Origin of the sequence: Streptomyces sp. NBC_00503 (genome assembly GCF_036346895.1) — a bacterium.
GTDB lineage: Bacteria > Actinomycetota > Actinomycetes > Streptomycetales > Streptomycetaceae > Streptomyces.
The window spans coordinates 3,574,829-3,601,476 of record NZ_CP107855.1 but is presented as its reverse complement, the minus strand read 5'-3'; the positions used below and the strand labels follow the sequence as shown (position 1 = coordinate 3,601,476).

General features: G+C 72.0%; 26 protein-coding genes. 12 read left to right on the top strand and 14 right to left on the bottom strand.

What is annotated here, in order from left to right; genetic code table 11:
• Nucleotides 1-17: 17 nt before the first annotated feature.
• From OG490_RS16770 to OG490_RS16760, 3 genes are read right to left on the bottom strand one after another with little or no spacing between them, the layout of a single operon-like run.
• The gene (locus OG490_RS16770; RefSeq protein WP_330300952.1) at nucleotides 18-830 is read right to left on the bottom strand and encodes an ABC transporter ATP-binding protein; all 813 of its coding nucleotides are present in this window, start codon (nucleotides 828-830) and stop codon (nucleotides 18-20) included.
• A gap of 59 nt (nucleotides 831-889) precedes the next feature.
• Complete coding sequence (locus OG490_RS16765; protein ID WP_330297112.1) at nucleotides 890-1,933, bottom strand: FecCD family ABC transporter permease; 1,044 nt, start codon at nucleotides 1,931-1,933, stop codon at nucleotides 890-892.
• A complete protein-coding gene (locus OG490_RS16760; RefSeq protein WP_330297111.1) occupies nucleotides 1,930-2,997 on the bottom strand; it encodes a FecCD family ABC transporter permease in 1,068 nt (355 codons plus the stop codon). The genes OG490_RS16765 and OG490_RS16760 overlap by 4 nt, the downstream gene beginning before the upstream one ends.
• An 80-nt stretch (nucleotides 2,998-3,077) precedes the next feature.
• On the opposite strand from OG490_RS16760, the gene OG490_RS16755 reads away from it, so the two are divergent.
• Complete coding sequence (locus tag OG490_RS16755) at nucleotides 3,078-3,707, top strand: HAD family hydrolase (RefSeq protein ID WP_330297110.1); 630 nt, start codon at nucleotides 3,078-3,080, stop codon at nucleotides 3,705-3,707.
• 57 nt (nucleotides 3,708-3,764) lie between these two features.
• On the opposite strand, the gene OG490_RS16750 is transcribed toward OG490_RS16755, so the two are convergent.
• Nucleotides 3,765-4,037: a hypothetical protein gene (locus tag OG490_RS16750; RefSeq protein WP_330297109.1), complete on the bottom strand. Its 273-nt coding sequence runs from the start codon at nucleotides 4,035-4,037 to the stop codon at nucleotides 3,765-3,767.
• A gap of 143 nt (nucleotides 4,038-4,180) precedes the next feature.
• Here OG490_RS16750 and OG490_RS16745 point away from each other — a divergent pair, with 143 nt between their 5' ends.
• The gene (locus tag OG490_RS16745; RefSeq protein WP_330297108.1) at nucleotides 4,181-4,564 is read left to right on the top strand and encodes a cold-shock protein; all 384 of its coding nucleotides are present in this window, start codon (nucleotides 4,181-4,183) and stop codon (nucleotides 4,562-4,564) included.
• A gap of 67 nt (nucleotides 4,565-4,631) precedes the next feature.
• Here the strand turns inward: OG490_RS16745 and OG490_RS16740 are convergent, their stop codons facing one another.
• The 4 genes from OG490_RS16740 to OG490_RS16725 all read right to left on the bottom strand — a co-directional run bounded on the left by OG490_RS16740 (nucleotide 4,632) and on the right by OG490_RS16725 (nucleotide 8,344).
• Nucleotides 4,632-5,462, bottom strand: coding sequence for a 1,4-dihydroxy-6-naphthoate synthase (locus OG490_RS16740; protein ID WP_330300951.1), 831 nt, complete (start codon nucleotides 5,460-5,462; stop codon nucleotides 4,632-4,634).
• A gap of 65 nt (nucleotides 5,463-5,527) precedes the next feature.
• On the bottom strand, nucleotides 5,528-6,265 hold the full coding sequence (locus OG490_RS16735; RefSeq protein ID WP_330297107.1) for a futalosine hydrolase: 738 nt from the start codon (nucleotides 6,263-6,265) through the stop codon (nucleotides 5,528-5,530).
• Nucleotides 6,266-6,278: 13 nt separating this feature from the next.
• Entirely contained in the window at nucleotides 6,279-6,767 is a 489-nt protein-coding gene (locus tag OG490_RS16730) for a DUF2771 domain-containing protein (RefSeq protein WP_330297106.1), read from the bottom strand.
• Nucleotides 6,768-6,964: 197 nt separating this feature from the next.
• Nucleotides 6,965-8,344: an MFS transporter gene (locus tag OG490_RS16725; RefSeq protein ID WP_443065827.1), complete on the bottom strand. Its 1,380-nt coding sequence runs from the start codon at nucleotides 8,342-8,344 to the stop codon at nucleotides 6,965-6,967.
• A gap of 327 nt (nucleotides 8,345-8,671) precedes the next feature.
• Here OG490_RS16725 and OG490_RS16720 point away from each other — a divergent pair, with 327 nt between their 5' ends.
• The 5 genes from OG490_RS16720 (at nucleotide 8,672) to OG490_RS16700 (ending at nucleotide 14,821) form a co-directional block, all read left to right on the top strand.
• The gene (locus OG490_RS16720; RefSeq protein ID WP_330297104.1) at nucleotides 8,672-9,583 is read left to right on the top strand and encodes a DUF3027 domain-containing protein; all 912 of its coding nucleotides are present in this window, start codon (nucleotides 8,672-8,674) and stop codon (nucleotides 9,581-9,583) included.
• A gap of 218 nt (nucleotides 9,584-9,801) precedes the next feature.
• On the top strand, nucleotides 9,802-11,583 hold the full coding sequence (locus OG490_RS16715; RefSeq protein WP_330297103.1) for an ABC transporter permease: 1,782 nt from the start codon (nucleotides 9,802-9,804) through the stop codon (nucleotides 11,581-11,583).
• 40 nt (nucleotides 11,584-11,623) lie between these two features.
• Complete coding sequence (locus OG490_RS16710; protein ID WP_330297102.1) at nucleotides 11,624-12,964, top strand: ABC transporter ATP-binding protein; 1,341 nt, start codon at nucleotides 11,624-11,626, stop codon at nucleotides 12,962-12,964.
• 16 nt (nucleotides 12,965-12,980) lie between these two features.
• Nucleotides 12,981-13,205: a hypothetical protein gene (locus OG490_RS16705; protein WP_330297101.1), complete on the top strand. Its 225-nt coding sequence runs from the start codon at nucleotides 12,981-12,983 to the stop codon at nucleotides 13,203-13,205.
• Between the two features lie 140 nt (nucleotides 13,206-13,345).
• Entirely contained in the window at nucleotides 13,346-14,821 is a 1,476-nt protein-coding gene (locus tag OG490_RS16700) for an SPFH domain-containing protein (RefSeq protein WP_330297100.1), read from the top strand.
• 3 nt (nucleotides 14,822-14,824) lie between these two features.
• On the opposite strand, the gene OG490_RS16695 is transcribed toward OG490_RS16700, so the two are convergent.
• Nucleotides 14,825-15,889, bottom strand: coding sequence for a WD40 repeat domain-containing protein (locus OG490_RS16695; protein ID WP_330297099.1), 1,065 nt, complete (start codon nucleotides 15,887-15,889; stop codon nucleotides 14,825-14,827).
• Between the two features lie 76 nt (nucleotides 15,890-15,965).
• On the opposite strand from OG490_RS16695, the gene OG490_RS16690 reads away from it, so the two are divergent.
• The gene (locus tag OG490_RS16690) at nucleotides 15,966-16,658 is read left to right on the top strand and encodes a GDSL-type esterase/lipase family protein (RefSeq protein WP_330297098.1); all 693 of its coding nucleotides are present in this window, start codon (nucleotides 15,966-15,968) and stop codon (nucleotides 16,656-16,658) included.
• Nucleotides 16,659-16,717: 59 nt separating this feature from the next.
• Nucleotides 16,718-17,707, top strand: a complete 990-nt coding sequence (locus OG490_RS16685) for an aldo/keto reductase (protein WP_330297097.1) — start codon at nucleotides 16,718-16,720, stop codon at nucleotides 17,705-17,707.
• A gap of 216 nt (nucleotides 17,708-17,923) precedes the next feature.
• Here the strand turns inward: OG490_RS16685 and thpR are convergent, their stop codons facing one another.
• From thpR to OG490_RS16670, 3 genes are all read right to left on the bottom strand, one after another.
• Nucleotides 17,924-18,478 carry an RNA 2',3'-cyclic phosphodiesterase gene (thpR, locus tag OG490_RS16680; RefSeq protein ID WP_330297096.1) on the bottom strand — a complete coding sequence of 185 codons (555 nt, stop codon included), beginning with the start codon at nucleotides 18,476-18,478 and terminating at the stop codon, nucleotides 17,924-17,926.
• 178 nt (nucleotides 18,479-18,656) lie between these two features.
• On the bottom strand, nucleotides 18,657-19,997 hold the full coding sequence (locus OG490_RS16675; protein WP_330297095.1) for an MFS transporter: 1,341 nt from the start codon (nucleotides 19,995-19,997) through the stop codon (nucleotides 18,657-18,659).
• A gap of 25 nt (nucleotides 19,998-20,022) precedes the next feature.
• The gene (locus OG490_RS16670) at nucleotides 20,023-20,460 is read right to left on the bottom strand and encodes a MarR family winged helix-turn-helix transcriptional regulator (protein WP_330297094.1); all 438 of its coding nucleotides are present in this window, start codon (nucleotides 20,458-20,460) and stop codon (nucleotides 20,023-20,025) included.
• Nucleotides 20,461-20,619: 159 nt separating this feature from the next.
• Between OG490_RS16670 and OG490_RS16665 the strand changes: the two genes are divergently transcribed.
• Entirely contained in the window at nucleotides 20,620-20,802 is a 183-nt protein-coding gene (locus tag OG490_RS16665) for a ribbon-helix-helix protein, CopG family (RefSeq protein WP_330297093.1), read from the top strand.
• Between the two features lie 25 nt (nucleotides 20,803-20,827).
• Here the strand turns inward: OG490_RS16665 and OG490_RS16660 are convergent, their stop codons facing one another.
• Nucleotides 20,828-22,234: an NCS2 family permease gene (locus OG490_RS16660; RefSeq protein ID WP_330297092.1), complete on the bottom strand. Its 1,407-nt coding sequence runs from the start codon at nucleotides 22,232-22,234 to the stop codon at nucleotides 20,828-20,830.
• Between the two features lie 139 nt (nucleotides 22,235-22,373).
• Here OG490_RS16660 and OG490_RS16655 point away from each other — a divergent pair, with 139 nt between their 5' ends.
• Both OG490_RS16655 and OG490_RS16650 read left to right on the top strand, forming a co-directional pair.
• On the top strand, nucleotides 22,374-22,682 hold the full coding sequence (locus OG490_RS16655; protein WP_330297091.1) for a DUF2530 domain-containing protein: 309 nt from the start codon (nucleotides 22,374-22,376) through the stop codon (nucleotides 22,680-22,682).
• Nucleotides 22,683-22,876: 194 nt separating this feature from the next.
• Complete coding sequence (locus tag OG490_RS16650; RefSeq protein WP_330297090.1) at nucleotides 22,877-25,357, top strand: cation-translocating P-type ATPase; 2,481 nt, start codon at nucleotides 22,877-22,879, stop codon at nucleotides 25,355-25,357.
• Nucleotides 25,358-25,375: 18 nt separating this feature from the next.
• Here OG490_RS16650 and OG490_RS16645 read toward each other — a convergent pair whose 3' ends face one another.
• On the bottom strand, nucleotides 25,376-26,569 hold the full coding sequence (locus tag OG490_RS16645; RefSeq protein ID WP_330297089.1) for an MFS transporter: 1,194 nt from the start codon (nucleotides 26,567-26,569) through the stop codon (nucleotides 25,376-25,378).
• Nucleotides 26,570-26,648 lie beyond the last annotated feature (79 nt).

Below are 26,648 nucleotides of genomic sequence, written 5' to 3'. Positions count from 1 at the left end.
GACACGCTCCCGCAGGGTCAGGGACCCGCCGTCCACGGGGCCGACGGGACGATCAGCGGCGAGCCCGTCACCGGATCGGGGATCACGATCGAGTCGAGCCCGAAGACCTCGCGGACCAGGGCGGCCGTCACGACCTCCGACGGGGGGCCTTCGGCGACCACCCGCCCCGATTTCATCGCGACCAGATGGTCCGCGTACCGCGCCGCCTGGTTCAGATCGTGGAGCACCGCGACCACCGTGCGGCCCCGCTCGTGGTTGAGGCGGCGGACCAGGTCCAGGACCTCCACCTGGTGCGCGATGTCCAGGAAGGTGGTCGGCTCGTCGAGCAGCAGGATGTCCGTGTCCTGGGCGAGGGCCATCGCGATCCAGACCCGCTGGCGCTGACCGCCCGACAGCGCGTCCACGGGGCGGTCCGCCAGATCCGAGACCGAGGTCCGGGCCATCGCGTCCACGACCGCCTGCTCGTCCTCCCGCGACCACTGCTGCCACCAGTGCTGGTGCGGCTGGCGGCCCCGCGCCACCAGGTCCGCGACCGTGATCGCCTCGGGCGCCACCGGCGACTGCGGGAGCAGGCCGATGGTCTGGGCGATCCGCCGGGTGGGGAGGGAGGCCAGGGCCTCGCCGTCCAGGACCACCGCGCCCGCGCGCGGCCGCAACAGGCGGCCCAGCGCCCGTAGCGTCGTCGACTTGCCGCAGGCGTTCGGGCCGACGATCACCGTCACCCGGCCGTCCGGCACGGACAGGTCCAGGTCCTCCACGACGACCCGGTCCTCGTACGCGAGCGTCAGCCCGCGGGCGGACAGCCGGCTCGAGGCCGGAGCCGCTTCCACGGCCACATCCGCATCCACATCCACATCCACGCTGTCCACGGTCGCGCGCTGATCGCGGCTCAAGACGTGCCTCCAGTACGGCTGCGCATGATCAGCCAGATCAGGTACGGGGCCCCGACGGCGGCCGTCAGGACGCCCACCGGGAGTTCGGTCGGGGAGAGGAGCCTGCGGGCGAGCAGATCGCCGAAGACGACGATCACCGCGCCCGTCAGGGCCGAGCAGAGCAGCGGGATCTGGGCCGTGCGGGTCATCCGGCGGGCGATCTGCGGGGCCAGCAGGGCCACGAAGTCCACCGGCCCCGCGGCGCCCGTGGCCACCGAGGCCAGGACCACGCCGAGGGCCACGAGGCCGAGGCGGACCCGGCCGAGGCGGACCCCGAGCGCCGTCGCCGTGTCGTCGTCGAGCGAGACCGTGCGCTGGGCGCGGGCCGCCCACAGGATGCCGGGCAGGAGGAGGAGCAGGACCCAGGCCAGGGGCGCGGCCACGTCCCAGCCGCGGCCGTTGAGGGAGCCCGTCATCCAGATCTGCGCCTGCTGCGCCACCAGGTAGTCGCCCTTGGTCATGAGCAGGGTCGTCACCGACCGCAGGGCGATGGCGAAGCCGATGCCGATGAGGACGAACCGTGTCGCGTGCAGGCCGCCCCGCCACGCGAAGACGTACACGAGCGCGGCCGCGACGATGCCGCCGAGCACCGAGAGGTACGGGAGCACCGAGTACGAGGTGACGCCGAAGGTCAGCGCCGCCACCGTGACGGCGCTCGCGCCCTGACTGATGCCGATGATGTCGGGGGAGGCGAGCGGATTGCGGGCGACGGTCTGGATCAGCGCGCCCGCGACCCCGAAGGCCAGGCCCACCAGCAGGCCCACCGTCATCCGGGGCAGCCGCAGCGTGCCGACGACCAGTTCCTCGGGCGAGGGCTGCCCGAGCAGCACCTTGACCACCTCGCCGGGGGCCACGAAGGACTCGCCGACCGACAGGTGGACGACGCAGACCCCGGCCAGGACCACGCCGAGGGAGACCGCCACGACGGCCGCCCGGCGGTGCAGGAGGAAGGAGCCCCGGCCCGGGCGGACCAGGGAGTACCCCGCGGGGACGGCGCTCATGCGGCCACCGCCTTGCGGCGGACCAGGACGACCAGGAACGGCACCCCGATCAGCGCGGTCATCACCCCGGCCGGGACCTCGCCGGGCGGCACCACGATCCGCCCGAGCACGTCGGCGACGAGCAGCATCACCGGCCCGATCAGCGCCGCCATCGGCAGCACCCACCGGTGGTCGCTGCCGACGACGGCCCGCGCGATGTGCGGCACGGCCAGCCCGATGAAGGCGATCGGCCCGGCCGCCGCGACCCCGGCGCCGGTGAGCACGGTGGCTCCGAGACCGCCGACGATCCGTACGACGGCCACGTTCTGGCCGAGCCCCTTGGCCACGTCCTCGCCGAGCGCGAGCGCGTCCAGGCCGCGGGCCACCGACACCACCAGCACGGCGCCGACCAGGAGGAACGGCCAGATCTGGTGCACGACCGTGAAATCGCGGCCCGCGACCGAGCCGACCTGCCAGAACCGGAACTCGTCCAGCGCGGAGGCCTTCGTCGTCAGGACGCCCATGGTGACCGACACCAGCAGGGCGTTGATCGCGGCCCCGGCCAGCGCCAGTTTCACCGGCGTCGCCCCGCCGCGCCCGCTGGAGGCGACGGCGTACACGGCGACCGAGGCGAAGGCGGCGCCCGCGAACGCGAACCACACGTACCCGCTCAGCGTGTGCACCCCCGCGAACGCGATGGCGCAGACGACCGCGACCCCGGCTCCCTGGCTGATGCCCAGGATGCCGGGGTCGGCGATCGGGTTGCGGGTGATGCCCTGGAGCGCGGTCCCGGCGAGGGCGAGGGCCGCGCCGACCATCAGGGCTATGAGGGTGCGGGGGACCCGCAGGGCGCGGACGACCTCGGCGTCCGGTCCGCTCGCGCCGCGGAACAGTGCGTCGAAGACCTCTCCCGGTGCGATGGCGCGGGCGCCGACCGCGAGACTGAGGAGCACCGCGCACAGCAGCGCGGCGAGGCCGGCCGCCGTCCACGCGATACGACGGGCCGTCACGCCGCGCCGGGCGGTGGTGGGGGCCGCGGGGGCGGGAGCCGCGGGGCCGGGGGCCGTTGAGACGGGGACTGACATGTCACCAAATTTCACTGTCTGGTAAGGCGAGGCTAAGTCTACGTTCCCGTCCGCGGCGCCCGTCTCGGCACAATGGACGCATGAACCCCGAGACGCAGCTGACCGTCGGATTCGACCTCGACATGACCCTCATCGACTCCCGGCCGGGCATCAAGGCCGCCTTCCAGGCGCTCTCGGCGGAGACGGGCACGTTCATCGACGCCGACGAGGTCGTCACCCGCCTCGGTCCGCCGCTGGACACGGAGCTCGCGTACTGGTTCCCGGAGGCGGAGATCCCCGCCATGGCCGACCGCTTCCGGGAGATCTATCCCACACACGCCATCGAGCCGACCCCGGCGATGCCCGGCGCCCGCGAGGCGATCGAGGCCGTCCGTGCCCTCGGCGGCCGCGCGATCGTCGTCACCGCCAAGTACGAGCCCAACGCCCGCCTGCACCTGGACCACCTGGGCATCAAGCCGGACGCGGTCATCGGCTGGCTGTGGGCGGAGGCCAAGGCGGGCGCCCTGCGCGAGTACAACGCCCAGGTCTACGTCGGCGACCACGTCGGCGACGTACGGGGCGCCCGCGCGGCCGGCGCGCTGTCGGTGACGGTCCCCACCGGCCCGTGCCCGGAGGCCGAACTCCGCGAGGCGGGCGCCGACGTGGTCCTGGCGGACCTCACGGAGCTCCCGGCCTGGCTGGCGGAGTACGCCCGCACGCGCACCGCGTAGCGAGCGACGGGGGCCCTTCGCACCGCGTAGCGCGCGACGGGGGCCCTACCCCTCCCCCTACGCCTGCGAGGCCCGGGCGGCCCTGCGCTGCGCCGAGGCCGAGCGGACCACGCCCGCCGCCGAGATGGCGAAGCCGACGCCCATGAGCATGCACACGGCCCACGCGTACGACGGGAACGGCCGGGTGTGCAGGAACAGCGGAGCCATCGTGGCGAGGGTGGCCGCGGCGCCGAGGATGAAGACGATGCCGCCGGCCTTGACGAGCGCGTCGCCGGGCCGGGCCGCATCGGGACCGGCCTGCGCGGACCCGGACTGAGGAGTAATGGTCACGCGACCAGGGTAGTTCCCTGGCCGGAGCGGTCATCCGCGAAGGACCGGGGAACGTCTTGTCACCCCGGTCCTGACTATTAGCCTGAGAGGTGCGGGTCAGTGACCCGCTTCACACCCGACGAGCGCAAGGACAGAGGACGGACGTGCCTACCGGCAAGGTCAAGTGGTTCAACAGTGAGAAGGGCTTCGGCTTTCTCTCCCGCGACGACGGCGGCGACGTCTTCGTGCACTCGTCGGTACTGCCCGACGGTGTGGACGCGCTCAAGCCCGGCCAGCGGGTTGAGTTCGGAGTCGTTGCCGGGCAACGCGGTGACCAGGCACTTTCGGTGATCGTCCTGGATCCGGCGCCTTCCGTCGCTGCGGCGCAGCGGCGCAAGCCGGACGAGCTCGCCTCCATCGTGCAGGACCTCACGACCCTGTTGGAGAACGTCACGCAGCAGCTGGAGCGGGGCCGTTACCCCGACAAGGCGTCCGGTTCGAAGCTCGCGGGCATGCTGCGCGCGGTGGCCGACCAGATGGACGTCTGAGCAGCGGACACGACGGTGCCCCGCCTCCCTGAAGGGTGGCGGGGCACCGTTGTTGCTGAAGGAGGCCCTACGGGAAGGCCAGTGCGTCCGGGGCGATGGCCGGAACAAGTCCCTCCGCCGCCGCCCGGGTGAGCAGCCCGCGCACGGCCGCGTACCCGGCGTCGCCGAGGTCGGCGGTGAACTCGTTGACGTACAGCCCGATGTGCTGGTCGGCGACGGCCGGGTCCAGCTCCTGCGCGTGCGCCCGTACGTAAGGGCGGGAGGCCTCCGGGTCGTCCCAGGCCATCCGGACCGAGGTGCGGGCCGACTCGGCGAGCGCGCGCAGGGTGTCCGCGCCCAGCGACCGCTTGGCGATGATCGCGCCGAGCGGGATCGGCAGGCCGGTCGTGGACTCCCAGTGCTCGCCCATGTCGGCCAGGCAGTGCAGTCCGTAGTCCTGATAGGTGAACCGGGCCTCGTGGATGACCAGTCCGGCGTCCACGCGGCCGTCGCGCACGGCCGGCATGATCTCGTGGAACGGCAGCACGACCACCTTGCCCACGCCCTCGGGCGGCAGCACGTCGGCGGCCCACAGCCGGAACAGCAGGTAGGCGGTGGAGCGTTCGCTGGGGACCGCGATCGTCCTGCCGGTCAGGTCCACGCCCGGCTCGCGGGTCAGGACGAGCGGGCCGCAGCCGCGGCCCAGTGCGCCGCCGCAGGGCAGCAGCGCGTACTCCTCCAGCACCCACGGCAGGACGGCGTAGGACACCTTCAGGACGTCCAGCTCGCCGCGTTCGGCCATGCCGTTGGTGATGTCGATGTCCGCGAAGGTGACGTCCAGGGCGGGTGCCCCGGGGACCCGGCCGTGGGCCCAGGCGTCGAAGACGAAGGTGTCGTTCGGGCAGGGCGAGTACGCGATGCGGACAGGACGGACGGGACGGTCGGGGTGCGTGGGCTCTACGGGGCTTGCGGGGTCTGCCGGGTTCACGCGGGTCCTCCCCCAGAAGTGGTGGTGAGCAGTACGGGTCCCAGTGCGCGGAAGCCTTCGGCCAGGGCCGCCAGCGCGTCGCCGATCCGCCAGGCGGCGCGGTCGCGGGGGCCGACGGCGTTGGAGACGGCACGCACCTCCAGGACGGGCAGCCCGTGCGCGGCGGCCGCCTCCGCGACCCCGAAGCCCTCCATGGCCTCGGCCCCGGCCAGCGGGTGCGCGGCGGCGAGTGCGGCGGCGCGGGCGGCGGTGCCGGTGACGGTGGAGACGGTCAGGACGGGCGCGAGCAGTGCCCCGGTCGCCTCGGCGGCGCGGGCGGCGAGCTCTGCGGGAGGCAGGTGCACGCTGCGGCCGAAGCCGAGTTCGGCGACGGGGAGGAATCCTTGCGGGGTTTCGGCGCCCAGGTCGGCGGCGACGATCGCGTCGGCGACGACCAGGGAGCCGAGCGGGGCGGCGGGCGCGAACCCGCCGCCGATGCCGGCGGAGACGACGAGGCCGTAGCCGTCGGGGGAGGTCGCGAGCGCCAGGGCGGTCGCGGTTCCGGCGGCCGCGGCGGCCGGGCCGACTCCGGCGACGAGGACGTCGAAGGCTCCCCGGTGGTGGATGAGGTAGCCACCGGGGAGGGTGCGCGGCCCGGGACCGGGGGTGTCGTCCGGATGAGGGGTGGGCCCGGACAGGCCGGCGACGACGGAGTCCGCCTCCGCCGCCACCGCGGTCACGATGAGCGCGCGCACAGTGGGTACGCGACTAGTTCTTGAGCTTGAGGCTGAACGCCCAGACGGCGATCGGCTTGCCGTCCTCGCCGACCTGGACGATGTTCAGCTTCTTCGAGGCCGGGGCCTCGCCCTGGCCGCCCGTCGAGAAGACGTCGGCGCCGGGGAAGCTGCGGTAGGTGTTGGCGGAGGGCTCGGTGATGGGCTGTCCGTCGAGGACGGCCTGCCACTTCTTGCCGTCCTTGACGACGTCCGGCTCGACGCCGAGACGGAGGGTGTCGCCGCGGCCGTACTCGACGGTCTTGGCGCCCTTGAGGTCGGTGAAGCACTCCTGGACCTTCTCCGCCGTGAGCTCCTTGCCGTCGTGGCAGGCGGCTTCGGCGGACACCGACGAGGTGCCGACCGTCACGGTCGCCAGCGGCGTCGGCTTGTCACAGGCGGAGAGGAGGAGGAGCCCGGCGGAAACGGCTCCGAGGGCCGCGACGCTGCGGCGGGCCCTACCCGAGAAAAGCGGTGCGGTCATGAGCCGAAGGCTATCGGGCCCGTACGCTGCGCTGCTGCACGGGGTCCCACGGTGCGGCGCCGTGGCGCGAGCGGTCCCGGCTGCGCCGGGCTTTCGGGGCTCCGCCCCGGACCCCGCGCCTCAAACGCCGGCGGGGCTGGATTTGGCCCCGGTGCCGCTGGATTTGCCCGGCGCGGGATTTGGCGGCGCCGCTGGGTTCATGCCACCCGCGGTCGGGACGAGCTGTGCTGGTGGCGCGGGGAGGCGAGGAAGCCGCGTAGGGCCATCGTCGTGCCCAGGGCGACCACGGCCGCGGCGACGGACATGCCGAGGGCGCCGTTCAGGGGGAGGGCGATGCCGATCGAGCCGCCCAGCACCCAGGCCACTTGGAGCAGGGTCTCCGAGCGGGCGAAGGCCGACGTGCGGACGGCCTCGGGCACGTCGCGCTGGATCATCGCGTCCAGCGAGAGCTTGGCGAGGGCCTGGCAGAAGCCGGCCGTGGCGCCCAGGACGGCCATGAAGACCCCGCTGAAGAACACCGCCGCGAGGACCGCGACCGCGAGGGTCAGGCACAGGACGGCCGCGATGATCGCCTCGGGTGCGCGGGCCCGCAGCCAGGCGCCCACCGCGGTCCCGCAGGCGTTGCCGACGCCCGCCGAGACGCCGACGATGCCGAGCGAGACCGCCGCGCTCTGCCCGGCGAGCGGGTGCTCGCGCAGCAGGAACGCCAGGAAGAAGATCAGGAATCCGGACAGCATGCGCATCGACGCGTTCGCCAGCAGCCCGCACAGCACCGGCCGGCTCACCGTCCGCAGCCCCGGCCGCTTCGAGTGCGCCTCGTGCGTGGACAGCCGGGCCCGGCGTTCGCCCTTGGCCTCGTCCACCTTGGGCGGCAGCGTGAACGCCGCGAAGGCGCCCCAGATGAAGATCGCGGACGCCCCGTAGAGCGGCCACGGCGGCCCGATCGCGTGCAGTGCGGCACCTACGGGGGCCGCCGCGCCCGTGGCGAGCAGCCCGGCGAGCGTGACCCGGGAGTTCGCCTTGACCAGGGAGAACTTGGGCGGGAGGAGCCGTGGGACCACCGCGCTGCGCACGACCCCGTACGCCTTGGAGGCGACGAGGACGCCCAGCGCGGCCGGGTACAGCTCCAGGCCGCCCGTGGCCACCGCGCCCGACATCATCACCGCCAGCAGGGCCCGGGTGAGCATCGCGCCGGCCATCGCGGCCCGTCGCCCGTGCGGCAGCCGGTCCAGCAGCGGGCCGATGACCGGGGCCAGGAGGGTGAAGGGCGCCATGGTGATGGCGAGGTAGAGGGCTACTCGGCCGCGTGCCTCGTCCGTGGGAACGGAGAAGAAGACGGTGGAGGCGAGCGCGACTGTGATCATCACATCGCCGGCGCCGTTGATCGCGTGCAGTTCGATCAGCTTGCCGAGGCCCGATTCACCCGCCCCGTGCGCGTGCGTGGCCCGCCGGATCCCGCGCGCCGTACCGGTGAAGGGGAGGTGCAGGGCACGCCCGATGGCCCGGCCGGCCCGCCTGGCCGGTCCCGAGCCGTCATCGGACGACCGTACGGGTGCCACGGCCCCATAGTGCCCCACTTGCCCCCTGTGGACCCTTCCCGGCGCGTTGCGCGGAGATGGCCGGTAGTGGGGTTGTCCGCGAATCGGACCTTGCATGTGGGCCCAGGGCCCGGGAGGAGGTAGCGTGCGTAGCGCGCCACCGGCGGTTGCTCCTGGCCGCGCGCCTCTTCGCGATCCCGCAGAATGGATCGCAGGTAGGTGCGCCCTGGAACCCGATCGGGCGCGGACGTCGACGCGGCCCTCTGGTCCGCTCCGCCCGCGCTACGTAGGGACAGCCGACGGGTCGTTGTGGACGACAAGTACGGACGGCGCACTCGTGAGACGGCGTAGGAGAGAACGAGACCTGTGAGTGCTGCGACGACGCGAAGCCGTACCCCCGACCGCCAGTGCGTCGAGGCGGTAGACCTCGCCCGCGCGGCGGCCGAAGAGGCCGCCGCCCCCGGAGTGGTGGGCGAACACCTTGCCGCGATCTCGGAGGGTGACCGGGTCGTCACGCACTTCTTCGAGTGCAAGGACCCGGCCTACCGGGGCTGGCGCTGGGCCGTGACGGTGACGCGTGCCTCCCGCGCGAAGAACGTCACCCTCGACGAAACGGTGCTGCTTCCCGGCGACGACGCCCTCCTGGCCCCCGAGTGGGTGCCTTGGAGCGAGCGGCTGCGGCCCGGCGACATGGGCCCCGGGGACCTGCTCCCCACCGATGCCGAGGACTTGCGCCTCGAGCCGGGCTGGTCGGGCGAGGACGCGCCGCCGCCGAACTCGGTGGTCTCCTCGGAGATGGCCGAGCTGGTCGAGGCGGAGGACGCCGACGTCACGGACCGCGCGGTGGTCCCCGTACGCGGTTCCATCACCTCGGTGGCCGAGGAACTCGGCATGCGCCGTGCGCGCGTCCTGTCCCGCTACGGGCTGCACAGCGCGGCCGACCGCTGGGACGAGTCCTTCGGCGCGAAGACCCCGATGGCGCAGGCGGCACCGGCCTCGTGCGTCTCCTGCGGCTTCCTGGTCGCGATCGGCGGCTCGCTGGGCCAGGCCTTCGGCATCTGCGCGAACGAGTTCGGCCCGGCCGACGGCCGCCTGGTCTCCCTGTCCTACGGCTGCGGCGGCCACTCGGAGGCCGCGGTCATGCCCAAGCCCCTGCGCCCCGCCCCGCCGGTCCTCGACTCCATGGCCGCGGACGAGTTCCACCTGCGCCCGTCCCCCGACTCGGGCTCGGTCCCGATGTCGGAGGACGAGGTCCTGGCGGACCTGGGGCACTCGTAGATCAGCCCTGATCCAGCCCCGCCGCACCCCCAGCCCCTCCGCACCCCCCAGCCCCGCCGGCGTTTGAGGCGCGGGGTCCGGGGCGGAGCCCCGGGGAACGGTGGAAGGGCGGGTAGGGGACAGGTCCGCGCAGCGGCGACCCGCAACCCCGCCCACCGCTTCACCCGGGTGGGCTACCCGGAGTGTGGGCGCCCCCGCCACATGATCCGCTGGCGGGGATGAAGACCTCGCTGCGCCCGGACACGGGCAAAGGCTCCGGCACGGGCAAAGGCAAAGGCCCCCACACCGGCCAGGCGGCCCCGCCCACCCGCGCCCGCCTGTCATGGGTGGACTTCGCCGTGGCCGCGGCCGTCCTCGTACTCGGGTTCGCGATCCTCCAGGTCGGCAAGGGCACCACCGTCAACTTCGACCCCGCCGACGTCCCCGACGTGGACACCGATCCCTCGAAGCTCCCGTACTACGCCGCCCGCAGCGTCCTGCGGATGTTCATCGCGCTCATCGCCTCGGTGGTCTTCACCTTCGGGTACGCCTACGCGGCCGCCCGCAGCCGACGTCTGGAGCGGGTCCTGATCCCGCTCCTGGACATCCTCCAATCCGTCCCGGTCCTCGGGTTCCTCTCCGTCCTCGTGACCTTCTTCGTCGCGCTGTTCCCCGGCTCGCTCCTCGGCCTCGAGTGCGCCGTCATCTTCGCGATCTTCACCTCCCAGGCCTGGAACATGACCTTCGGGTTCTACGCCACCCTGACCTCCCTGCCCCGCGAACTCGACGAGGTCTCCCGCTCGTTCGGCTTCACCCGCTGGATGCGCTTCTGGCGCATCGAGGTCCCGGCCGGGGTCATCGACCTGGTGTGGAACGGCATGATGAGCTTCGCCGGGGGCTGGTTCATGCTCGTCGCCTCCGAGGCCGTCTCCGTCTCCGGGCACGACTACGCCGTCCCGGGCCTCGGTTCCTACGCCGGTACCGCCATCGGCGAGGGCGACCTCGGGAAGGTCGGCTGGGTCATCCTCGCGATGACCGTCACCATCGTCACCGTCAACTTCTTCTTCTGGCGGCCCCTGACCGCCTGGGCTGAGAAGTTCAAGAACGAGCAGTCGGAGTCCACCGACGTCCAGCGCAGCTGGGTACTGGACTTCCTGCGCCGCTCGCACTGGCCCGCCCTCCTCGGCCGCACCACCGCCCCCGCCCGCGATGCCACCGCGCGCGCCGCCCGCGTACTGGGCCGCGACGACAAGGCGCTCTCCGCGGACCCGGCCCGCCGCCGCACCGGCGACATCGCCTTCGCGGTCCTCGCCGGGGCCGTCATCCTGTGGGGGCTGTACGACCTGCTGCGCTACCTCCAGCGCGAGAGCGGCCTCGGAGTCTTCGGCGAACCGCTGGTGCTCGGGCTGATCACCTTCCTGCGGGTGATCGTGCTCGTCGCCGGGGCCACCGTCGTCTGGGTGCCCGTGGGGGTCTGGATCGGCTCCTCGCCGCGGCTCACGAAGATCGCGCAGCCGCTCGTGCAGGTGCTGGCGAGCTTCCCCGCGAACCTGCTCTTCCCCGTCGCCGTGTGGTTCTTCCTCAGGACCGGCCTGAACATCAACATCGGCTGCATCCTGCTGATGGCGCTCGGCGCGCAGTGGTACATCCTCTTCAACGCCATCGCCGGCGCCATGGCCATCCCCTCCGACCTCAAGGAGGCCATGGACGACCTCGGGGTCCGCGGGATCCAGCGGTGGAAGCGGCTGATCGTTCCGGCCGTGTTCCCCTCGTACGTCACCGGCGGCATCACCGCCTCGGGCGGCGCCTGGAACGCCTCGATCGTCGGCGAGGTCGTCACCTTCGCCGGTACGACCCTCTCCGCGACCGGCCTCGGCGCGTACATCTTCCACGCCACCGAGGCCGGGGACTTTCCGAAGCTGATCGCCGGGATCGCCGTCATGAGCCTGTACGTGGTCGGGCTCAACCGGCTGTTCTGGCGGCCGCTGTACCGCCTCGCCGAGCGCCGCTACTCCATCTGAGGAGCCCTGACCCCATGACCCTGACCATGACCGAGACCCCATGACCGCGGCCACGGCCGAGCCGGCCACGGCGACCACGCCGGCCACCATCCTCAAGGCCGCCGCCCTCACCAAGGCCTACGCGGGCGCCGACGGCGAACTGCCCGTGCTCGGCGGCATCGACCTGGAGATCCACGAGGGCGAGATCGTGGCGCTCCTCGGCAAGTCCGGCAGCGGCAAGTCCACCCTGCTGCGCTGCCTCGCCGGACTGATCCCGGCGAGCTCCGGCTCCGTCACCTACCGGGGCGAGGAGCTGCGCGGGGCCAACCCGGGCACGGCGATGGTGTTCCAGACCTTCGCGCTGCTGCCCTGGCTGACGGTGCAGCAGAACGTGGAACTGGGCCTGGAGGCCAAGGGGGTGGACCGCGAGGCCCGCGCCCGCCAGGCGGTGGAGGCCATCGACCTGATCGGCCTCGACGGCTTCGAGTCGGCCTATCCGAAGGAGCTCAGCGGCGGGATGCGCCAGCGCGTCGGCTTCGCGCGGGCGCTCGTGGTGGAGCCGGAGGTGCTGATGATGGACGAGCCGTTCTCGGCGCTGGACGTGCTCACCGCCGAGAACCTGCGCGGTGAGCTCATGGAGCTGTGGGCCTCGGACCGCTTCCCCGCGAAGGCGGTGGTGCTGGTCACCCACAACATCGAGGAGGCCGTCCTGATGGCCGACCGGGTGGTGGTGCTGGGCTCGCGCCCCTACGGGACCATCAAGGAGACCTTCCCGGTGGACCTGGCCCGCCCCCGGGACCGGGGCGCGGCCGAGTTCGAGCGGATCGTGGACGCCGTGTACGCGGTGATGACCGGCCGTACCGCCAAGACCCCGGCCGCCGCCCCTCCCGCCAAGCGGACCCCGGCCAACACCCCGCTCCCGGCGGCCAGCGTCGACGGGATGGCGGGCCTCGCCGAGATCGTGCTCCAGCGGGGCGTGGGCGACGGCCGCGAGGACCTCGCCGACCTCGCGGACGAGCTCGGGCTGGAGGTGGACGACGTACTGCCCCTGGTGGACGGGCTGGAACTGCTGGGCCTGGCCGAGGTGAGGGACCTGCACCTGGTCCTGACCCCGCGCGGCACCGCCTTCGCGGGGGCCGACGTACAGGAGTCGAAGAAGCTGTTCGCGGAAGGGGCGATGGAGGTCCCGCTGGTCCACCTCATCCACTCCACGCTGCGCCGCTCGCGGGGCGGCACCCAGCGGGCCGGGTTCTTCCGGGACCTGCTCTCGCACCACTACACGAGCGAGCAGCTGGAACAGCAGCTGGAGACGGCGACGGACTGGGGGCGCTACGGGGAGCTGTACGGGTACCTCGCGGACGGCGAGGAGTACCGGCTGGACGAGGACGTCGAGGTCCCGTAGCCCGTACTGTCGGCACATGGGGGAATCGGACATGGTGGGAATGGACGGCCGGGTCACCGGGACGGTCGGGCCGGGGCTGGTCGGCGAGGTCATCGTGCGGATCCGGGGCGGGGCCGAGCACTTCCTCGCGTACCCGGCGCCGGGTACGGGGAGCGGGCGGCTCGCCGTGGGGACGGTGGTGACGGTGGTCGAATACCTGCCGCCGCGCACGGTGTACGTGATGGCGGCGTACGACCACTGAGGCAGCCCGGTCGCAGGGCCCGCGACCTCCTTGTATCAAGACGGCGACAAGATTCGGCCGACCTCTTCACGCCGTCCTGACGCAGGCGCACACTCGCCTGGTCGGTGGCGGACGCCACCGTGAAAAAGGGGGAGTTGCCGATGTCTGTCGGCGTATTGGCGGGCGTTGTCATCGCGGCGATCGTGGCCGTGATCGGGCTGTTCAAGCTCATGTGGCGGGTGGCCGAGCCCAACGAGGCACTGGTCATCTCCGGTTCCACGCACAAGACCGAGGGCCTCGGGGAGGGGATGGGGTTCCGGATCGTCACCGGTCGCGGAACCTTCGTGATCCCCGGCGTTCAGGCCGTGCGGAAGCTGTCCCTGGACCTCAACGAGACGGAACTGCTCGTCGACTGCGTGACCCACCAGGGGATCCCGCTGCGGGTCAAGGGCGTGGTCATCTTCAAGATCGGCGACGACTTCGTGTCCATCGCGAACGCGGCGCGCCGGTTCCTGGACCAGCAGAGGATGATGCCCGAGCGGGTGCACATCGTCTTCGCGGGCCATCTGCGTTCCATCGTGGGCGGGTTGACGGTCGAGGACATGATCCGCGACCGGGAGAAGCTGACCGGGCAGACCCGGGCGGCGTGCGGCAGCGAGATGGAGAAGCTCGGGCTGATCGTGGACTCGCTCCAGATCCACGAGATCGAGGACCCGACGGGCTACATCAAGAACATGGCGATGCCGCACACGGCCGCCGTCCAGCGGGACGCGCGCATCGCCCAGGCGGACGCCAACCTGCTGGCCACCGAGGCCGAACAGGCCGCCTTCGCGCGGATGTCGGAGGCGACGCGGGACAGCGAGATCCTCCAGGCCGGCTACCAGGCGGAGCGCGACAAGGCGGCCGCCACCGCCCGGCAGGCGGGCCCGCTCTCCGAAGCGGCGGCGCGCCAGGAGGTCGTGGTCCAGGAGACCCGGGTCGCGGAACTGGAAGCGCACCGGCGCGAGCAGCAGCTCCAGGCGGACGTGCGCAAGCCCGCGGACGCGGCGGCGTACGAGGTCAGGACCCGGGCCGAGGCGGACCGCGACGCCCGCATCTCGGCGGCGCAGGCCCGCGCGAAGGAGACCGAGCTCGCGGCGGCCGCGGAGGCCACGCGGGTGACGACGGCGGCCACGGCCGACGCGCAGGCCACGGAGGCAAGGGGCCTCGCGGCCGCTACGGCCACCCGTGCGACCGGTGAGGCCGAGGCGGCGGCGACGCAGGCCAGGGGCCTCGCGGAGGCGGCGTCGGCGAAGGCGAAGGGCCTCGCGGAGGCGGACGCCATCAAGGCGCGGGCCGCGGCGCTGGCCGAGAACCAGGAAGCGGTGGTCGCGCAGCAGCTGGCCGAGAACTGGCCGGCGATCGTGGAAGCGGGCGCGGCGGCCTTCGGCAACGTGGAGCACATGATCCTGCTCAACGGCGCGGAGGGCATGTCGGACATGTTCGCCAAGGCCCTGACCATGGGCGGCACCGGCCTGGGCCTGGCCCGCCAGCTCCTGTCCTCGATGTCCCCGCCGGTCCAGCAGCCCCCCACCACCACCCCGGTGAACGGAGCCTCGGCGACGACCTCCCACCAGATCCCGATCCAGGAGTCGTAGGCGTCAGCGCTTGGCCGGGCGGCGGCGCAGGATGCGTTTGGCCGCCAGGGTCAGGGCCGTGGCGGCGACCAGGACGAAGGCTCCCTTCGTGAAGTCGCCGCCATGGGTGGAGGGCGGGGCGGCCGCCCCCGGGGTCTGGGCGGCCCCCGAGGGGGCGGGGGACGTGGACGCCGAGGGTGCGGGGGTCACCGGGACCGCCACCACGCGGCTGTTCGCGCCCTCCGCGCCGAACATCAGGGTCGATCCGTCCGCCGAGTACGTGACGGACTCCGCCTGGCCCTGCCAGGGCGCGGCCACCGCCTCGCCCTCCCCGGACGGGCGGCCGTCCTTCCAGGGGTACGTCTTCGCCCACAGGTAGCCCCGCAGGGTGAGCCGGGCGCCGTCCGGGGAGAAGGCGCCGTCCGTGACCCACGGGACGTCACCGATCCGCCGGAAGGTGTTCGTACCGGAGGGGGAGAGGGTTTCGGGGCCCTCGTAGAGGCCGCCCGCGCGCTCGTCCTTGCTCGCGATGTACACCCGGCCGGTGACCGGATGGACCATCAGTGCCTCCGCGTTGCGCGGCCCGTCCGCGTACTTCACCGTGAACTGCTCGGCCTTGAGGGTGACGTCCCCGAGGGTCTTGGGCTCCGGGAAGCGGTAGATCCACACGTGGTCCCAGGTGCCGCCGAGGTTGTCCCCGATGTCGCCCACGTACAGCTGCCCGTCCGGTCCCAGCGAGATCGCCTCGATGTCCCGGGGCCTGCCGACGCCCGTCATCGTGACCCGCGCGACCGTCTTGCCGGTCGCGGAGTCCACGGCGTAGACGTACGGGCCGTCGTCGCTGTCGTTGTGCGTCCAGTACACGCCCGGATGGATCCGGCTGGCCGCGAGCCCGCTCGACTCCTTGATCCGGGGGTCGGAGATCGTGAACCCGGAGGGGGTGGGGGAGGGGGAGGCCGTCGCACCTGCCGTTGCACCCGCCGTGGCGGCGGTCAGCAGGGCCAGGGCCGTCGCCCCGGGGACGGCAACGGCGACGGTGAAGGCAACGGCAACGGCGGCGGTCGAAGGCAGCAGGCGGCGCAGGCGCATGCCCCTACCCTGCCAGTTGGCCCCGCGTGTCCGGCATCACAGGGGTGACGGTGGCGTGATCCGCGATGATGACCGGATGCGTTTCATGTTTGTCGGTGATTCCATGACCATCGGGCGCGCCGGCGACTACACCTGGCGCTACCGGATGTGGCAGCACCTCAACGCGACCTTCGGCGGGCCGTATCGGATCGTCGGCCCGCGCAGCGAGCTCTACGACACCTTCGCCGCCGCGCCGACCAGCCACGAGTACGCCGACCCCGGCTTCCCGGAGCACGCCCGCCGACACCTGGCCGGCTGGGGCGAGGGTTGGCAGCACATGGCGCCGCTCATCGGACCCGCCGTGCGCGATGCCGGGGCCGACGTGCTGCTCGTCTCCCTCGGCCTCATCGACCTCGGCTTCTACACGGGTGCGGACGAGACCGCCGCCAACGCCCGGCGCTTCATCGCCGAGGCGCGGGCGGCCCGGCCCGCCGTGCGGATGGTCCTGCTGCCCGTCATCCCCAACGTCCGGGCCCAGGACGACGTTCCCTTCGCGGCCCAGGTCGAGCTGTTCAACGAGCTCCTGGCGAAGGCGGTCGCCGACCTGTCGACCCCCGCCTCGCCGATCCTGCTGGCCGCGCGACCGGACGCGTACGAGATCCACCACGACACCTACGACGGCACGCACCCCAACGCCTCCGGCGAGCACCGCCTCGCGGGGGAGTTCGCGGCGGTCCTGCACCAGGCCTGGGGCATCGGCGGCCCGTACCGGCCCCGGGACGACACGTAACACGCCCTTCACGGACGGGTCTTGCTTCGAGTGCACTCCAGGCAGTTGGCTAGTGCCCCATGAAGTACACGCAGCTCGGACGCACCGGTCTCAAGGTCAGTCGACTCGTCCTCGGCACGATGAACTTCGGCCCCCAGACCGGGGAGTCCGAAAGCCACGCGCTCATGGACACGGCCCTCGACGCCGGAATCAACTTCTTCGACACCGCCAATGTGTACGGCTGGGGTGAGAACAAGGGCCGCACCGAGGAGATCATCGGCACCTGGTTCGCGCAGGGCGGCGGCCGCCGCGAGAAGACGGTCCTCGCCACCAAGGTCTACGGGAACATGGCCGCCGAAGGCGACCCCTGGCCCAACTACGACCGCCTGTCGGCGCTGAACATCCGGCGGGCCGTCGACGCCAGCCTCAAGCGGCTGAACACCGACTACATCGACGTCTACCAATTCCATCACGTCGACCGGCGGACCCCCTTCGAGGAGATCTGGCAGGCCATCGAGGTCCTGATCCAGCAGGGCAAGATCCTCTACGCCGGGTCCTCGAACTTCCCCGGCTGGAAGATCGCCCAGGCCAACGAGGCCGCCAAGCGCAACGGGCGGCTCGGCCTGGTCAGCGAGCAGTGCCTCTACAACCTCGCCGAGCGGCGCGCGGAGCTGGAGATCATCCCGGCCGCCGAGGAGTACGGGCTCGGGGTCATCCCGTGGTCCCCGCTGCACGGGGGGCTGCTGGGCGGGGCGATCCGCAAGTCGGCGCAGTCCGGGCGGACGGCCACCGGCCGCTCGGCGGACGCGCTCGCGAACAGTTCGGTACGGGCGCAGGTGCAGGCGTACGAGGACCTGCTGGACAAGCACGGCCTGGAGCCCGGCGAGGTCGCCCTGGCCTGGCTGCTGACCCGTCCCGGGGTCACCGGGCCGATCGTCGGGCCGCGCACGGCGGAGCAGCTCGCGTCCGCGCTGCGGGCGGTCGAGCTGGAGCTGGGCGAGGAGGTGCTGGCCGGGCTCGACGAGGTCTTCCCCGGGCCGGGACCGGCGCCGGAGGCGTTCGCCTGGTAGTCGGGGGCCCATGGGGCCTACGGGGCCTATGGGCTTCTGGCCTACGGGCCTACTGGTTGACGGCGGCGGCCACGGCTACGACGACGAACATCAGCACGAGCACACCCGCCATGACGCGGTTTCTGGTCTTGGGATCCACCCGTCGAGCCTAACGCGACCGGGCCCGCCCTTCGGACGCCAGGGGGCGGGCCCGGCCGCGTCCGCCCTCATCCACCCTCATCCGCCCAGGTCCCAGGCGCCGACCGTCTCGTAACGGGGCCGCTCGCCGGGGACGCCGCTGACGGGCAGGTTGCTGCGGACCAGGCTGAGGGTGGTGACCTGCCAGGGGCTGCCCTCGAAGGAGGCGAGGCGTTCCACGTACGGGCGCACGTCGTGCGACTCCTCGCGCAGCCGCCCCAGGGTGAGGTGGGGCGAGTACCGGTGGTGCTGGTCCATCGGGACCCCGGACCGCCGGGCTGCGGCGTCGGCCCGCTCGGCCAGCATCCGCAGGGAGTCCAGGTCCCCGGCGGCGCCGGCCCACAGGGCGCGGTGGCCGAAGTGGCCGGAGCCGTGGAGCCGGAGCGTGAAGGGCCCGGAACGGGCGGCGGCCCGGGCGAGGCGGGCGTGCAGTTCCGGTAGCAGCCCGTCCTGGACCTCGCCCATGAAGGCCAGCGTGAAGTGCCAGCCCGCTTCCGCGGTCCAGCGGAGCCGGTCGTCGCGCAGCGGTTGCACGGCCTCGGCCAGTTCGGCGACCGCGGTCGGAGGCGGCAGGACGGCTGCGAACAGTCTCATGGCCTGAGCCTAGCGACGTAGCCGGGTGCGGCGCCGTATCCGGGGGCCAGCCCCCGGACCCCCGCTCCTCAAACGCCGGAGGGGCTGGATTTTGGCTGGCGCCAGCCGAATCCAGCCTCTCCGGCGTTTGAGGAGCGGGGTCTGGGGCGGAGCCCCAGTGAGGGCGGCCCGCAGGGCTCTACGCAGCCGTCACCAGGTGCCGCCGCTCGGCCGGGACGAAGGCCACGCCGTGGCGGTTCACGCTCAGGCGGAGGTTGCCGACCCGGGAGAGGACGAGGCCGATCGTGACCGCCGCGGCCAGCGAAACCGCGCCGCCCGCGGCCATGCCGATGCGGGCTCCGTAGGTGTCCGTGATCCACCCGACCAGGGGTGCGCCGATCGGGGTGCCGCCGGTGAAGACCATCATGAAGAGGGCCATCACCCGGCCCCGCATCTCGGGGTCCGTGGCCATCTGGACGCTGGAGTTGGCCGTGACGTTCACGGTCAGGCCGAAGATCCCGATGGGGACCAGCAGGGCCGCGAACAGCCAGAATCCGGGCGCGAAGGCCGTCACCAGCAGGAGTACGGAGAAGAGCACCGCGGCCGCGACGAGCAGCCGCAGGCGGGAGTGGCCCCGGCGGGCCGCCAGCAGCGCGCCCACCAGGGAGCCCGCCGCGATGAGCGTGTTGAACAGGCCGTACGTGCCCGCGTCGCCGTGGAACACCTTGCTGACGAAGGCCGACAGCCAGATCGGGAAGTTGAAGCCGAAGGTGCCGATGAAGCCGACCAGCACGATCGGCCAGATCAGCTCGGGGCGGCCGGCGACGTAGCGCAGTCCTTCCCGCAGCTGGCCCTTGGCGCGGGGCTGGACCTCGACCGGGTGGAGTTCGTGCGTGCGCATCAGCAGCAGGCCGATGATCGGTGCCGCGAAGGACAGGCCGTTCAGCAGGAAGGCCCAGCCGGAGCCGACGGCGGTGATGAGGACACCGGCCAGCGCCGGGCCCACCAGCCGCGCGGACTGGAAGTTGGCCGAATTCAGACTGACGGCGTTGGCCACCTGGTCCTTGCCGACCATCTCGGAGACGAAGGTCTGCCGGGCCGGGTTGTCGACGACGGTGACCAGTCCGAGCAGGAAGGCGGCCAGGTAGACGTGCCAGACCTGGACGTGGCCGGCGAGGGTGAGGACGGCGAGCGCGATACCGGTGAGGCCCATCGCGGCCTGCGTGCAGAGCAGCAGCGGCCGCTTGGGGAGCCGGTCGGCGAGTACGCCTCCGTAGAGGCCGAAGAGCATCATCGGCAGGAACTGCAGCGCGATGGTGATGCCCACCGCCGAGGCGGATCCGGTCAGGGAGAGGACGAGCCAGTCCTGGGCGATGCGCTGCATCCAGGTGCCGGTGTTCGAGACGACCTGGCCGGTGGCGAAGAGCCGGTAGTTCCGGATCTTCAGCGAGCTGAACATCGAGTTCTTGGCGGAGCCCGACGCGCGTGTAGTGGTGGATGTATGGCCGGGGGCGGAGTCTGCTCCGGGTCCCGTACTCAAAAGGGGTCGCCTCCTGGCGTCGTTCCTACAGGTGCGCGAGCTTGTCCAGGACGGGAGCGGCCTCGCGCAGCTTGGCCCATTCGTCCTCGGTCAGCTCGGCCGCGAGCCCGGCCAGGAAGGCGTTGCGCTTGCGACGGCTCTCTTCGAGCATCGCTTCGGCCTCCTCCGTCTGGCGGACCACCTTCTGGCGGCGGTCGTCGGGGTGCGGTTCCAGGGTGACCAGACCCTTGGCCTCCAGCAGCGCCACGATGCGGGTCATCGACGGCGGCTGTACGTGCTCGCGCCGGGCCAGCTCACCGGGGGTGGCGTGGCCGCAGCGGGCGAGGGTGCCGAGGACCGACATCTCGGTCGGGCTCAGCGATTCGTCGACGCGCTGGTGCTTGAGGCGCCGGCCCAGCCGCATGACGGCGGAGCGGAGGTCGTTCACGGCGACTGCGTCGTCACCATGGGAAAGGTCTGACATGTCTTTAGAGTAACTCATTACTCTCCCTAAAGAACACGGGGTATCCCACGTCACACCCGAGTCCCGTCATCCACCCCGCCGCTCGCCCCGTCACTCGTACGGGTGAGACCGCTCCGGAAAGTGACACGCGTCCATGCCCTGTGCCCCGACCCTTTCGGCATGGGGACACATGTGTTCAGCATGCGTATAGACGGGGAGCTTCTCGACAGGCTCCGGACTCATGCCGCCAAACGCGGAATGAGCGTCCAGGACTATGTGGTCCGGACGCTCATTCGCGATGATTTCGACGAACGCTTCAAGGCGGCCGTCGACGAGACGGAGAAGTTCTACGGGCTCACGTGAGCCCGGCTGCTCCGGGTACGGCTCCCTACCCGAGGCCGAGCGCCGGCATCGCGTAGTAGAAGACGAACACCGCCGCCACGATGTACATGGCCGCCGGGACCTCGCGGCCCCGGCCGGTCGTCAGCCGCAGGACGCAGAAGCTCACGAAGCCGATGCCGATGCCGTTGGTGATCGAGTAGGTGAAGGGCATCATCACCATGGCCAGGAAGGCCGGGACGGCGATGGTGAAGTCGCTCCAGTCGATCTCCCGGACCGAGCCGGCCAGGATCAGGAAGCCGACCGCGATGAGCGCGGGGGTGGCGGCCTGGGACGGGACCATGGTGGCGATCGGCGTGAGGAACAGGGCCACGCCGAAGAGGCCGCCGGTCACCACGTTCGCCAGGCCGGTACGGGCGCCTTCGCCGACGCCGGCCGTGGACTCCACGAAGCAGGTGGTGGCCGAGGAGGAGGTCGCGCCGCCCGCGGCGACGGCCATGCCGTCCACGAACAGCACCCGGTTGATGCCGGGGAAGGTGCCGTCCGGCTTCGTCAGCTTCGCCTCGTCGCCGACGCCCAGGATGGTGCCCATGGCGTCGAAGAAGCAGGACAGCAGCACGGTGAAGACGAAGAGGATGCCCGTCAGCACGCCGACCTTGCCGAAGCCGCCGAACAGGCTGACCTGACCCACGAGCCCGAAGTCGGGCGCGGCCACCGGGTTGCCCGGCCACGCCGGAACGGTCAGGCCCCAGGCCTGGTCCGGGAGCTTGGTGATCAGCTGTACGGCCACGGCGGCGACGGTCATGGCCACGATGGAGATCAGGATCGCGCCGGGGGTCTTGCGGATGAGCAGGCTCAGCGTCAGCAGCACGCCGACCACGAAGATCAGTACGGGCCAGCCGTGCAGGTGGCCGTTGCTGCCGAGCTGGAGCGGGACCGTGGTGTGCGCGAGGTCCGGGATACGGGAGACGAAGCCCGAGTCGACCAGGCCGATCAGCATGATGAACAGGCCGATGCCGATCGCGATGCCCTTGCGCAGGCCGAGCGGGACGGCGTTCATGACCCGCTCGCGCAGACCGGTGGCGACCAGCAGCATCACCACGAAGCCGGCCAGGACCACCATGCCCATGGCGTCGGGCCAGCTCATGCGGGGGGCGAGCTGGAGGGCGACGACGGTGTTGACGCCGAGGCCGGCGGCCAGCGCGATCGGGACGTTGCCGATGACACCCATGAGGAGGGTGGAGAAGGCGGCCGTCAGGACGGTGGCCGTGACGAGCTGGCCGCCGTCGAGCTGGTGCCCGTACATGTCCTTCGCGCTGCCCAGGATGATCGGGTTGAGCACGATGATGTAGGCCATCGCGAAGAAGGTCGCGAAACCGCCGCGGACCTCGCGGCCGATGGTCGAGCCGCGCTCGGAGATCTTGAAGTAGCGGTCCACGGGGGCGGACGTGCTCATGGGGACCTGGTCCTCGTTGGTTTGGTGATTCGTACGGCGAAAATGGGACACGCTCAAGCCGTTTCAGTATGAACACATGAACGAAGGGGCGTCTATCTCCGCGCGTAGACCTTGGGCTGAGCGGCCTAGACTTGTCCCCATGGCGAAATGGACTGCGCAGCACGAGGCCCCCGAGCCCCTGGAGGGCCCGATCGTGGGGACCGTCATGGGCGGCACGATCCTCTGGTTCGCCCTCTTCGTCGTCCAGCTCCCCTTCTACGGATGGTTCGCCGACCGGGACCTGCTCTGGTGGGTATGGACCTGCGCGGCCGGCGGCGTCCTCGGCCTGATCGGCCTCTGGTACGTACGGGGCCGCGACGCGGCGCTGAAGCGGCACGCCCTTGCGCTGGCCGCGCGGGACGAGGACGACCAGGCGGGTCCGGCCAATTCCAGCCCCGCCGGCGTTTGAGGCGCGGGGGTCCGGGGGCGGAGCCCCCCGGCAACGGCGCCGCACGTGCTCGGCGCACCGCACCGCACCGCGCCGCGCCGCGCCGCGCCGCGCCGGTCGAAAGCGCTACCCAGGGACGATTCCGCTCATCCCGAAGTCGGATCTTCGGACCGCTCGGCGGGTGAACCGTTGAATCGCCCTTTACCGTCGAAAGCATGACGCAGCGGGCGAACACCGAATCAGACGCACCGGAGCCGGGTGGTGGCGGCGGCAGCGGCGCGGCGGCCGGTCTCGCCATCGACGCGGGGGCCGAGCTCGACCCCGTACACCCCGTCAAGCCGCCCGCGCCGCGGTTCAGGGCCAGCGGGCTGAGCACCGCCGAAGTCGCCGAGCGCGTGGCGCGCGGAGCCGTCAACGACGTCCCCGTACGGTCCTCCCGCTCCCTGTCGGAGATCGTCCGGGCCAACGTCTTCACCCGGTTCAACGCCATCATCGGCGTCCTCTGGGCGATCATGCTCTTCGTCGCGCCCATCCAGGACAGCCTCTTCGGCTTCGTGATCATCGCGAACACCGGGATCGGCATCATCCAGGAGCTCCGCGCCAAGAAGACCCTCGACGGGCTCGCCGTCATCGGCGAGGCCAAACCCAGCGTCCGCCGCGACGGCAGGACCGCCGAGATCTCCACCTCCGAGATCGTCCTCGACGACGTCATCGAGCTCGGCCCCGGCGACAAGGTCGTCGTCGACGGACTCGTGGGCGAGGCCGAAGGCCTGGAGATCGACGAATCCCTGCTCACCGGCGAGGCCGACCCGGTCCTGAAGAAGCCCGGCGACCCCGTCATGTCCGGCTCGTTCGTCGTCGCCGGCGGCGGCGCCTTCACCGCCACCAAGGTCGGCCGCGAGGCCTACGCCGCCCAGCTGGCCGAAGAGGCCTCCCGGTTCACGCTCGTCCACTCCGAGCTGCGCTCCGGCATCTCCACCATCCTCAAGTACGTCACCTGGATGATGATCCCGACCTCCATCGGCCTCGTCGTCAGCCAGCTGGTCGTCAACGACAAGAACTTCAAGGACGCCATCGCCCGGACCGTCGGCGGCATCGTCCCGATGATCCCCGAAGGCCTCGTACTCCTCACCTCCGTGGCCTTCGCCATCGGCGTCATCCGGCTCGGCCGCAAGCAGTGCCTGGTCCAGGAGCTGCCCGCCATCGAGGGGCTCGCCCGCGTCGACGTGGTCTGCCTCGACAAGACCGGCACCCTCACCGAGGGCGGCATGGACGTCACCGAGTGCCGCCCGCTCGGCGGCGCCGACGCCGCGTACGTCAAGAAGGTGCTCGGCGCGCTCGGCGAGAGCGACCCGCGCCCCAACGCCAGCCTCCAGGCGATCATCGACGCCTACCCGGACAGCGCCGAGTGGCGCTGCACCGAGTCCCTCCCCTTCTCCTCCGCCCGCAAGTACAGCGGCGCCAGCTTCAGCGAGGGCGACGGCGAGAACAACACCTGGCTGCTCGGCGCCCCCGACGTGCTGCTCCCGGCCGGGGACCCGGCCCTGGACGAGATCAACGAGCTCAACGAGCAGGGCCTACGGGTCCTCCTGCTGGGCCGCACCGCCCGCGAACTGGACGACGAGGCCGTGGCCACCGGGGTCAAGCCGACCGCCCTGGTCGTCCTGGAGCAGCGGCTGCGCCCCGACGCCGCCGACACGCTGCGCTACTTCGAGGACCAGGGCGTCAAGGCGAAGGTCATCTCCGGGGACAACGCGGTCTCGGTGGGCGCGGTCGCCGGCAAGCTGGGCCTGCCGGGTGCGCAGAACACGGTGGACGCCCGGGGGCTCCCCACCGACCAGGCCGAGATGGCCAAGGTCCTCGACGAGAACGCCGTCTTCGGCCGCGTCACCCCGCAGCAGAAGCGGGACATGGTCGCCGCCCTCCAGTCCAAGGGCCACACGGTCGCCATGACCGGCGACGGCGTCAACGACGTGCTCGCGCTCAAGGACGCCGACATCGGCGTCTCGATGGGCTCCGGCTCGGAGGCCACGAGGGCCGTGGCCCAGATCGTCCTCCTCAACAACAGCTTCTCCACCCTCCCCTCGGTGGTCGCCGAGGGCCGCCGGGTCATCGGCAACATCACCCGCGTCGCCACCCTCTTCCTCACGAAGACGGTCTACTCGGTGCTGCTGGCCATCCTGGTGGTCTGCTCCCAGGTCGAGTACCCGTTCCTGCCGCGCCACCTGACGCTGCTGTCCACCCTGACCATCGGCATCCCGGCCTTCTTCCTGGCCCTCGCGCCGAACAAGGAGCGGGCCCGGCCGCACTTCGTGAAACGCGTGATGCGGTACGCGATCCCGGGCGGGGTCATCGCGGCCGTCGCCACCTTCGTGACCTACCTGATCGCCCGCCACTACTACACGGGCGAGGACTCCCTCAAGGCCGAGACCAGCGCGGCGACGCTGGCCCTGTTCCTGACCTCCATGTGGGTGCTGGCGATCATCGCCCGCCCGTACACGTGGTGGCGGGTCGGCCTGGTCGGCGCGATGGGCGGGGCCTTCCTGATCGTCCTCGTCGTGCCGTGGCTCCAGGACTTCTTCCAGCTGAAGCTGGAGGGCGCGGTGATGCCGTGGACCGCCGTCGGCATCGCGGCCCTCGCGGCGACCCTGATCGAGTTCACCTTCAGGTGGGTGGACCGGAAGTTCCCGGCGTAGGCGCAGGCCGTTGGAGCCTCACGCCGCCAGGTCGACTTCCCGCTCCGCGCGGGCGGCGATGCGGGTGCGCAGGGTCAGGACGGCCGCCGCGGCGAGCAGGCCGGCGGCGAGAGCGCCCCACCACAGGGCCGCCGGGCCGACGCCGGTGTAGACGGTGACGCCGAGCGTCAGGGCCGCGAAGCGGGAGACGCCCCAGGTCCAGGAGAAGGCGCCCTGGTAGCGGCCGCGGGCGTCGGCCGGGGCCAGGTTCGCGACCACCGAGGCGGCGATGCCGGCGACGACGACCTCGCCGAGCGACCAGACGGCCACCGAGACCGCGTACGTGGCGACGGAGTCGGCCACACCGGTCAGGGCCACGCCGACGGCGATCAGCACGCCGCCCGCCGCCTGCACCCGCAGCTGCGGCAGGGCGGCGAGGCGGGCGGTCACGAAGGGCTGGAGGCCCACGACGAGGACGGCGTTGACCGCTGCCAGGATCCCGTAGACGGCCGGCGAGTGGCCGCTGTCGCGGACGGCCAGCGGCAGCGCGACCTCGGTCAGCGAGTAGACGAAGAGCTGGATGCCGAACAGCGGGAGCAGGGTGAGCAGCAGCCGGTCGCGCAGCACGACCCCGTAACCCCGGCCGCCCGCGTCCTTCGCCGGAGCGCTGCGGGCCGGTTCGCGCAGCCGGGTCGCGACCACGGCCGCGTAGACGAGGGCCGTGCCGGCGTCGACGGCGAAGAGCAGCCAGTACCCCTGCGCGGCCAGGAACCCGCCGAGCACACCGGCGACGGCCGTGCCGATGTTGACCCCCCAGCCGAAGAGCGCGTACGCCCGCTGCCGCCATCCGGTGTCCACCGCGTCGGCCATCAGCGCGTACGCGGCGGGGCCGACGACCGCTCCGGCCGCGCTGAGCATGAGCGCGGCCGCGGCCATCGTCCATACCCCCGGGGCCAGGAACAGCGCGCCCTGCGCGGCGGCGGAGCCGATGAGCCCGATCAGCATCGTCGGGCGGCGGCCGATCCGGTCGGCGAGGAGCCCGCCGACGGCCGGGCCGAGCAGGTTGCCCGCCCCCAGTGCGCCGAGGACGTACGAGGTCTCGGTGCCGGTGACTCCCCGGTCCGCCAGCAGGAACACCAGGAACGGGGTGACGAGGTGGCCGAGCCGGTTGACGATCGTTCCGGCGAAGAGGGTCCACACGGTGCGCGGCAGTCCGCGGAAGGAGGAGAACATGCGAGGAGCCTGCGCCCTGGGCGCGGCGGACCCTATTGATTAAGCTGGGGCCGAATCCAACGGGTCTTTGCGGGGGCGG

Coding starts and splice junctions, on each gene's coding strand:
- OG490_RS16665 (WP_330297093.1), top strand. CDS start 20,620: ATGGGGACACATGTGTTCAGCATGCGTATAGACGGGGAGCTTCTCGAC.
- OG490_RS16655 (WP_330297091.1), top strand. CDS start 22,374: ATGGCGAAATGGACTGCGCAGCACGAGGCCCCCGAGCCCCTGGAGGGC.
- OG490_RS16755 (WP_330297110.1), top strand. CDS start 3,078: ATGAACCCCGAGACGCAGCTGACCGTCGGATTCGACCTCGACATGACC.
- OG490_RS16730 (WP_330297106.1), bottom strand. CDS start 6,767: ATGACCGCACCGCTTTTCTCGGGTAGGGCCCGCCGCAGCGTCGCGGCC.
- OG490_RS16690 (WP_330297098.1), top strand. CDS start 15,966: ATGCGTTTCATGTTTGTCGGTGATTCCATGACCATCGGGCGCGCCGGC.
- OG490_RS16760 (WP_330297111.1), bottom strand. CDS start 2,997: ATGTCAGTCCCCGTCTCAACGGCCCCCGGCCCCGCGGCTCCCGCCCCC.
- OG490_RS16700 (WP_330297100.1), top strand. CDS start 13,346: ATGTCTGTCGGCGTATTGGCGGGCGTTGTCATCGCGGCGATCGTGGCC.
- OG490_RS16715 (WP_330297103.1), top strand. CDS start 9,802: ATGAAGACCTCGCTGCGCCCGGACACGGGCAAAGGCTCCGGCACGGGC.
- OG490_RS16670 (WP_330297094.1), bottom strand. CDS start 20,460: ATGTCAGACCTTTCCCATGGTGACGACGCAGTCGCCGTGAACGACCTC.
- OG490_RS16710 (WP_330297102.1), top strand. CDS start 11,624: ATGACCGCGGCCACGGCCGAGCCGGCCACGGCGACCACGCCGGCCACC.
- OG490_RS16705 (WP_330297101.1), top strand. CDS start 12,981: ATGGGGGAATCGGACATGGTGGGAATGGACGGCCGGGTCACCGGGACG.
- OG490_RS16645 (WP_330297089.1), bottom strand. CDS start 26,569: ATGTTCTCCTCCTTCCGCGGACTGCCGCGCACCGTGTGGACCCTCTTC.
- OG490_RS16695 (WP_330297099.1), bottom strand. CDS start 15,889: ATGCGCCTGCGCCGCCTGCTGCCTTCGACCGCCGCCGTTGCCGTTGCC.
- OG490_RS16660 (WP_330297092.1), bottom strand. CDS start 22,234: ATGAGCACGTCCGCCCCCGTGGACCGCTACTTCAAGATCTCCGAGCGC.
- OG490_RS16650 (WP_330297090.1), top strand. CDS start 22,877: ATGACGCAGCGGGCGAACACCGAATCAGACGCACCGGAGCCGGGTGGT.
- OG490_RS16765 (WP_330297112.1), bottom strand. CDS start 1,933: ATGAGCGCCGTCCCCGCGGGGTACTCCCTGGTCCGCCCGGGCCGGGGC.
- thpR (WP_330297096.1), bottom strand. CDS start 18,478: ATGAGACTGTTCGCAGCCGTCCTGCCGCCTCCGACCGCGGTCGCCGAA.
- OG490_RS16685 (WP_330297097.1), top strand. CDS start 16,718: ATGAAGTACACGCAGCTCGGACGCACCGGTCTCAAGGTCAGTCGACTC.